Here is a 7,435-nt window from a genome sequence, read left to right on the forward strand (position 1 = left end):
CTCACCACCCACACCCCCTACAACGAAACCACCGCCTGGCCCACCCACAACCCGGCCCCCGCTTGACACCCAAAGACCCTGGGATGTCTTTATTCCGATCCGCACCCCTTGCACCCCCCTGCAAGGGGTGCGGATGCGAATAAAGGGTGCGGCTGGGTTCGTTCACGGGTGGAGGGAGAGCAGGTGGGACAGGTGTTGGTGGGAGGCGCGGCGGGCGAGGGGGTCGTGGGTGCTGGTGTGGACGAGGATTTCGTCGGGGGTGGTTCGGGAGAGGAGGGATTCGAGGGATTCGGCGACGGTGTCCTCGGTGCCCGAGATGTGGTGGCGGAGGGCGTCTTCCAGGTAGCGGCGCTGCCTCGGGGGGAGGGTTTCGGGGTGGATGTCCTCGGGTGGGATCAGGGGCGGGAATTCGCCGTGGGTGCGGGAGTAGGCGGCGGCCCAGGCCTCGGGGAGCAGGAGGCGGTGCGCCTCGGCTTCGGTGTCGGCGATGAGGACGGTGGTCGAGATCATCACATAGGGGGAGTCGCCCCAGGGGGTGGGCCGAAAGTCCTTGCGGTAGTCGGCGATCGCCTCGGCCAACGCCGCCTCACCACGGACGTTCGCGATGACCAGGGGGAGGCCGAAGCGCGCCGCCCGCGCCGCCCCCGAACCGGTCGCCAGCAGATACGCGGGAATCCGCAGCCCCTCGGCGGGCCAGGCGTGCACGCCGTCACGCCCCCGTGACAGATACTCGAGCAACTCCGTCAGCCGCGCGTCGAAGTCCTCGGCGTCGTCCTTACCGTGCCCGAGCGCCCGCCGCACCCCGCCGGTGAACCCGACCGAACGACCCAGCCCCATATCGATCCGCCCCGGAAACAACGACTCCAGCACACCGAACTGCTCGGCCACCACCAGCGGTCGATGATTCGGCAGCATCACCCCGCCGGTCCCCACCCGGATCCGGCTCGTCGCGGCCGCGACCGCCGCTGCCAGCACGGTCGGCGCCGAACCGGCCACACCGGGCACGCTGTGATGCTCCGCCACCCAGAACCGGTGATACCCCCACTCCTCGGCCAGCCGCGCGAATTCGACCGTCTCCCGCAGCGCCTCCGGATGACTCTGCCCCCGCCGGACCCGGGAGCGATCGAGGATCGAGAACCGCACCGCACTCATGCCGGGCACAACGCCCGCACCCTGACACAAAATTTCACCGTTGAGCCTCGCTAAACGCCCATGCTGCGACTGGCCCTTGTTCTCCCTGGTCCTTGGGGAGGACGATTCTGGTGGACGCGTCTGCGACCGCCGCGACACGTCTGTGAATTAATGTCAGTATCCAACCTGCGGCAACGGGAGGGCCGATGGTCGTACTGTCCGTCGTGATCTCGGCGCTGCTCATCGCGGCGGCGGGCGTGGCGTGCTGGTGGCTGGCCCACGACCAGTCGGCCACCGATCTCGAGCTGGCGCACCGGGTCTGCGGACGCTGCCTGCTCGACGGGGTCGACCACGGCCGCAACTGCGCGCCCCCGGCCCAACCCCGGCCGCCGGTGCGAGCCGCGATCGCCCCCGCACCGGCCGCCTCGCTCAGCGGCGGAGTTCCTGCGCCTTGGCCTTCGCGCCCTGAACCATGAGGTGCCAGGCGTCGGGATCGCCGCGCAGAACGGCCTGGCCCATATCCTTGATCTGCTCGAAGGTGGCGTGCGGCGGGATCGGCGGCATCTCCGGATCGGTCAGCACATCCAGCACGGTCGGGACATCCGCGGACAGCGCCTGCCGCCACGCGTCCGCCAGCTGATCGGGGTCGTCCACGGTGATCGCGTGCAGGCCGAAGCATCGGGCGACATCCGCGTAGGAGATGTCCGGAAGATCTTGGGACTGTTCGAATTTGGGGTTGCCGCCCATCGCGCGCAGTTCCCAGGTGACCTGGTTCAGATCGTTGTTGTGCAGCACGCACACCACCAGCCGCGGATCGGACCACAATTCGCGATATCGCGCGACCGTCATCAGCTCCGCCAGCCCGTTCATCTGCATCGCCCCGTCACCCACGATGGCGATGGCGGGACGATCGGGATGCGCGAATTTCGCGCCGATCGCGTACGGGACGCCCGGTCCCATGGTCGCCAGAGTTCCCGACAGCGAACCACGCATGTGGCCGCGGAACCGCAGACAGCGGGCATACCAGTTGGCCGCCGAACCGGAATCGGCTGTGACGATGGCGTTCTCGGGAATCTGCTCCGACAGTTCCCACACCACCCGCATCGGATTGACGGGTTCGGCGGAAACCTTGGACTGATGCTCGACGGTCTGCCACCAGTGCTCGACGTTCTTCTCCACCTTCTCCCGCCAGGACCGGTCCTCCTTGCGGTGGAGCAGCGGAATCAGTTGTCGCAATGTCGCTTTGGAGCTGCCGACCAGATTCACCTCGGTCGGGTAGCGCATCCCGATCATCGCGCCGTCCAGATCGATCTGCACCGCGCGCGCCTGCCCGAACTCCGGAAGGAATTGGGAATAGGGGAAATTCGAGCCGACGATCAGCAGCGTGTCGCAGTCGCGCATCAACTCGTAGCTGGGACGGCTGCCGAGCAATCCGATCGGCCCGGTGACGAAGGGCAGATCATCGGGCAGAACGTCCTTGCCCAGCAACGCTTTCGCCACACCTGCGCCGGTGAGCTCGGCGACCTGGACCACCTCGTCGGCCGCCTCGCGCGCGCCCTGACCGATGAGGATCGCGACCTTACCGCCCGCGTTGAGCACCTCCGCCGCGCGGCGGATCTCCTCCTCGGCGGGCACGGTCGTCGACGGCAGGGTGCTGGGCGGGCTGGAGGGCACCTGCTTGAACGCGTGCTGCGGCGGCTCGTACTCCTCCTCCTGCAGGTCCGACGGAATGATCACCGCCGTGGGGGTGCGGTGGGTCATGGCCGTGCGGAACGCGCGATCGAGGGCGTTGGGCAGCTGGCTGGGGACATTGACCTCGACCAGATAGGCGGAGGCGACGTCCTTGAACAGCGCTTGCAGGTCGACCTCCTGCTGATAGCTGCCGCCCATCGCGCTGCGCGCGGTCTGGCCGACGATCGCGACCACCGGGACGTGATCGAGTTTGGCGTCGTAGAGCCCGTTGAGCAGATGGATCGCGCCCGGCCCGGAGGTGGCGGTGCAGACGCCGACCCTACCGCTGAACTTGGCGTAGCCGACGGCCTCGAACGCGGCCATCTCCTCGTGCCGGGCCTGCACGAAACGCGGTTGGTTGTCCGCGCGTCCGAAGGCGGCGACCAGTCCGTTGATGCCGTCACCGGGATAGCCGAACACCTGCTCGACCCCCCACTCCCGCAGTCGTCGCACTACCTGGTCGCCCACCTGCATCGCCATCGACTCCTCCTGATCCGCGCGCGGAAACGTGTCGTCAACCGCGTGCTACCCGGTGCCCGGAGGCTCAATCACGCCCCGGCCGGGGGAGCGAGGAACATGTAGCTCTTCTCCTGGGATCGCCGGGTCATCCGCCAGCGGCCGTCCACCCGCACGAAACTGTCGAGGTACCACAGGCCGTTGAGCATGAGCGTCGGCCGGCCGTCGCCGCCCGGGACGAGCATCGGGTTGTGGCACATGCTGCGTGCGGTGGCCGTGTCCCCGTCGACGCTGATCGAGGAGTTGCCCATGAGATGTTGGTAGGCAAGAAAATTCGGCAGCACCGTGGCGAGGAAGCGTTTGGTCTCGGTCAGATCGCCCGCCGGGCCGCCCGTGGCCGTGTAGTCGATGTGCGCGTCCGGGGTGAAGATGTCGTCGAGCAGATCCCACTGCCCGCTGTCCACGGCGTGCGAGTACCGGACGAGCAGATCCTCGATCTCCAGCCGATCCGAAATCTCCTGTAGGGACAACATCTTCGCCTCCGGGGTGCCGAGCCTTTCGATCATGTCATCAGGCCGCGGTGGCGCGGGGGCGAAAACGCGGAAAGTGCTACCCGTCGGAATCGAACCGGGCCACGAGCGCCCGGGGAGCCTTGTATCGCCACGCGTCGGTGAGCAGTTCGGTCAGCAGCCGCTCGTCCGCGGCGGCGAGGTCCACCCGCACCGCGGACAGCCGCTTACCCCACCACTGCTCGGCGCACGTCCCCGGATTCTCGGCCACGGCCTCCCGGATGCCGATTTCGTCGCACATGACGTTGAGGCGATCCGGTTCCGGGAGGGTGGCGAAGATCTTGCCGCGCACCCGGAACGACGGAAAGCCGTGGTGGGACTGCTCGACCGCCTCGGGCAGACCGAGCGCGACGCGACGCGCGGCCGCGGCGTCCGACATCAGCGCAATCCGTCCAGGGCGGCCTCGATGGCGCGATGGAAGGTCGGGTAGGCGTAGATCATTTGGCGGAAGGTCGTCGTGGGCACGCCCGCGTGCACGGCCACGGCCAACGCGCCGAGCACCTCGCCGCCCGCCGGACCCACCGACGTCGCGCCCACGAGCACGCCGCGGTCGGCGTCCTCGACCAGTTTGATCAGGCCCGCGTTGCCCGCCTTGTGGATCCAGCCGCGGGTCGAGGAGGCGAGATCGGTCACGGAGGTGCGCACGCTCAGCCCCTCGTCGCGGGCCTGCGCCTCGGTCAGGCCGACCGCGCCGACCTCCGGATCGGTAAACGTCACGCGCGGAACCGCGTGGTACTGGGCGGTTTCCGAGGAGTCGCCGAGGATGTCGGCCGCGGCGATGCGCGCCTGATACATCGACATGTGCGTGAACGCGCCCTTCCCGGTGACGTCCCCGATCGCCCAGACGCCGTCCGCGGCGCGCAGACGATCGTCGACCTCGATGCCGCGCGCGTGCTCGTCCAACCCGACCGCGCCGATTCCCAACGCCGCCAAGTCCCTTCGTCGCCCGGCCGCGACCAGCAGGTTCTCCACCTCGAGCGGCTCCCCCTCGCTCAGATGGACGGTGAACCGCTCACCGTCGTGCTCGACCCGCTTCGTATCGACCCCTTCGCGGATCGTGATCCCCTCCTCCGCGAACACCTTCGACACCACCGCTGCGGCCTCCGGCTCCTCCTTCGGCAGAATCCGGCTCCGCACCACGACCGTCACCTTCGCCCCGAACCGGGCGAAGACCTGCGCGAACTCCATCCCGACCGGGCCGCCGCCGAGCACGACGAGCGACTCCGGTACCGAGGTCGTGGTGACGGCCTCGCGATTGGTCCAGTACGGGGTATCGGCAAGCCCCTCGATCGGCGGAACCGCCGGAGCCGTACCGGGATTCAACACGATCGCCCTACTCGCCCGAAACACCCGATCCCCCTCGGCCGTAGCGACGGTCACCTCCCCCGGCGCCGAAATCCGCCCCCACCCCCGCACGAACCGCCCCCCGGCCTTCTCGAACCGCTCGACGGCAACGGTGTCATCCCAGTTGTCGGTAGCCTCGTCCCGAATACGCCTCGCCACCGGAGCCCAATCGGGCCGCACCTCCGCGTCCCCCGCCAACTCCCCCACCCGCCGCCCCTCGGCCAAGGACTCCGCGGCCCGGACCATCATCTTGGTGGGCACGCAGGCGTAATACGGACATTCGCCACCGACCAGACGACCCTCGACGCCGACGACGGTCAGCCCGGCCTTGGCGAGGCGGGTGGCGAGGTCCTCGCCGCCGGGGCCGAGTCCGACCACGACGGCGTCCACGGTTTCTGCGGGCATGTGCTCCTCCTGGGGTCGGGGTGACGGCTGGCCTGCTGCCCATGCTTGCACGGGGTGGGTCGGTCGGCGCGGATCTGGGGCGCGGAGAGGGAACCGAATCCGGCCGCGGGGAGTCGAAGTAGATGGGCCACTGAACGGCGGGGCCTTCCAGAATGGATGTGTGCTGGGCGAATATGGTCTTCACCGGTCTCGAGGTGCTCAATCCGCTTCGGGCACAGTAGGATTCGTGAGGTCGCCGCGAAGCAGTCGCTGCGAGGAGCGCGGGACGCGGTCCGATCGGGAGCCGAGAAGCTCGGCGGAGGAGGGGGCAAGTAGAGTGCGATGTCTGTCACAGATGCTGTGACGGAATACCAGGGGTTTCCGGACCGAATTCACCGGATGACGACTGTTTGGTTTCATCAGGTCGGCTTGACATGGCATGTCACGCAAGCGTGTCAAGGAGTAGCGCTCATAAGCATGGCTGCCCCGATCTTGTGATAGCGACGAATCCCCTACGCGGGATCGTCCGGTAATACCGGAATTACATTGATGACGGTAGTACTATCTGGCGCGAGCGGATTGGGTTGCTATCCCCTGCGGAGTTCGAAAACTTCATACCCCTGCGCTGCCGATACGTGTGCCAGCGCACACATCCCCGTTAACTTGCCGGGCGATCTGTGCAGGTCAGGCGCATGAGGTAGGGTGAGATGTCCGGCTGTCTCGGCTGCACGAAAAGCGACCGCCGGGGTGCATCCCGGCGGCCGCCTACTGTGTGGTTCAGCTTCAGAGGTGCTGTGCGATCGCGACGAGCGCCAGTGTTGCTCCGGAGCTGCCGATGTGCGTCAAAACGGTCATCGGAACGGACAGTTGGATGGTGAAGGAGACCTCGGCTGTGGCTTTGCCATTAGCGGCAGCCGGGGTCTCTTCTTTTTCCCGTATTACCTCCTCTCCTCTCATCGAATTCTTGTTTGCCACAAATCTGTGACGCCATTTCAAGAAGGATCTCCTCACTGTGCAGTTGAAATGAGCGGAACTGAGGGTAGCCTGAGCAACCCCAGCTCCCGGGCGCGCTCGGAGTTCGAGCGGATGAACCGTACCCGATCAGAAGGTGACGCCGCCCTGTCCATCGGCACGACAGTTTAAGCGAGCGCCCGCGTAACCAAGCGGTCGGCACGCGAGCCCTCCCGCGTGCCGGGAGCGAGCAAACCGGCAGCGCATCGCCCGGATCTGGGGTCGCGGTCTCCCGTAATGGTCTTGTGCCCGAGTTTCCTATGTGCTATAGCAAGCGGCATCACGGGAACATCCCGGTACTATCACAGGCCGAAAAACGCAGGATGTCGAGCTATCCACAGCCTGTGGAATGGAAATTTCTGTCAGCCCCGCTCCGCTGCAACATGCAGATGCACTTTCGTTCGGCCCCGCAGGTGGTTTCCTGGAGTTCGCTGAGCCTCTCGCGCCGCCACTCGTCTTCGCGATTTCGCGAAAAGATGAAATGACTCGTGCACGCCAGCCATCGCGCCCGGAAGCGCGACGTGTTCCGAAACTATGCCAAATGGCTTAAATAAGACAACCGGACGGTTGCTCGCCCGAGACAAGCATTTGTTTCATGCGCGAGTGCCGGTTTTTCGAGGATGGGTCGCCCGGGTGGACAGGTCCCGCCGCAGGCTTCACAGGGATGTGGCCCGCAGGGGTCGGTCGAGCGGACAGCGCAAGATCGATGTTTAACGGTCAAGTCCAAACGGGTGGTGTAACGGGGTGATTGCCGCGTGATCCTGTTCGGTCAGGCGGTCAGTGCTGGGGTGGTTTCCTCCTGGTCGGTG

At 66.8% G+C, this 7,435-nt stretch carries 7 protein-coding genes; 1 reads left to right on the forward strand and 6 read right to left on the reverse strand.

All coding sequences use genetic code 11. The annotated features are described in order from the left end of the window. Positions 1-162 precede the first annotated feature (162 nt). Positions 163-1,152: an LLM class flavin-dependent oxidoreductase gene (locus tag ACWDSJ_RS37650; protein WP_450037655.1), complete on the reverse strand. Its 990-nt coding sequence runs from the start codon at positions 1,150-1,152 to the stop codon at positions 163-165. A 185-nt stretch (positions 1,153-1,337) separates the two neighbouring features. Here ACWDSJ_RS37650 and ACWDSJ_RS37655 point away from each other — a divergent pair, with 185 nt between their 5' ends. Next, complete coding sequence (locus tag ACWDSJ_RS37655) at positions 1,338-1,607, forward strand: hypothetical protein (RefSeq protein WP_450037649.1); 270 nt, start codon at positions 1,338-1,340, stop codon at positions 1,605-1,607. On the opposite strand, the gene ACWDSJ_RS37660 is transcribed toward ACWDSJ_RS37655, so the two are convergent. The 5 genes from ACWDSJ_RS37660 to ACWDSJ_RS37680 all read right to left on the reverse strand — a co-directional run bounded on the left by ACWDSJ_RS37660 (position 1,561) and on the right by ACWDSJ_RS37680 (position 6,611). Continuing rightward, entirely contained in the window at positions 1,561-3,342 is a 1,782-nt protein-coding gene (locus ACWDSJ_RS37660; RefSeq protein WP_450037650.1) for a thiamine pyrophosphate-requiring protein, read from the reverse strand. The two genes, ACWDSJ_RS37655 and ACWDSJ_RS37660, sit on opposite strands and share 47 nt — an antisense overlap. A gap of 68 nt (positions 3,343-3,410) precedes the next feature. Beyond that, entirely contained in the window at positions 3,411-3,851 is a 441-nt protein-coding gene (locus ACWDSJ_RS37665) for a nuclear transport factor 2 family protein (RefSeq protein ID WP_450037656.1), read from the reverse strand. Positions 3,852-3,927: 76 nt separating this feature from the next. Then, positions 3,928-4,266 (reverse strand): MmcQ/YjbR family DNA-binding protein, encoded by a 339-nt coding sequence (locus tag ACWDSJ_RS37670; protein ID WP_450037651.1) that lies wholly within the window; start codon positions 4,264-4,266, stop codon positions 3,928-3,930. Further along, positions 4,266-5,636 (reverse strand): dihydrolipoyl dehydrogenase family protein, encoded by a 1,371-nt coding sequence (locus ACWDSJ_RS37675; RefSeq protein ID WP_450037652.1) that lies wholly within the window; start codon positions 5,634-5,636, stop codon positions 4,266-4,268. The genes ACWDSJ_RS37670 and ACWDSJ_RS37675 overlap by 1 nt, the downstream gene beginning before the upstream one ends. A gap of 762 nt (positions 5,637-6,398) precedes the next feature. After that, positions 6,399-6,611: a hypothetical protein gene (locus ACWDSJ_RS37680; protein WP_450037653.1), complete on the reverse strand. Its 213-nt coding sequence runs from the start codon at positions 6,609-6,611 to the stop codon at positions 6,399-6,401. Between the last annotated feature and the right edge of the window lie 824 nt (positions 6,612-7,435).

This window comes from Nocardia sp. NPDC003482 (genome assembly GCF_053588115.1).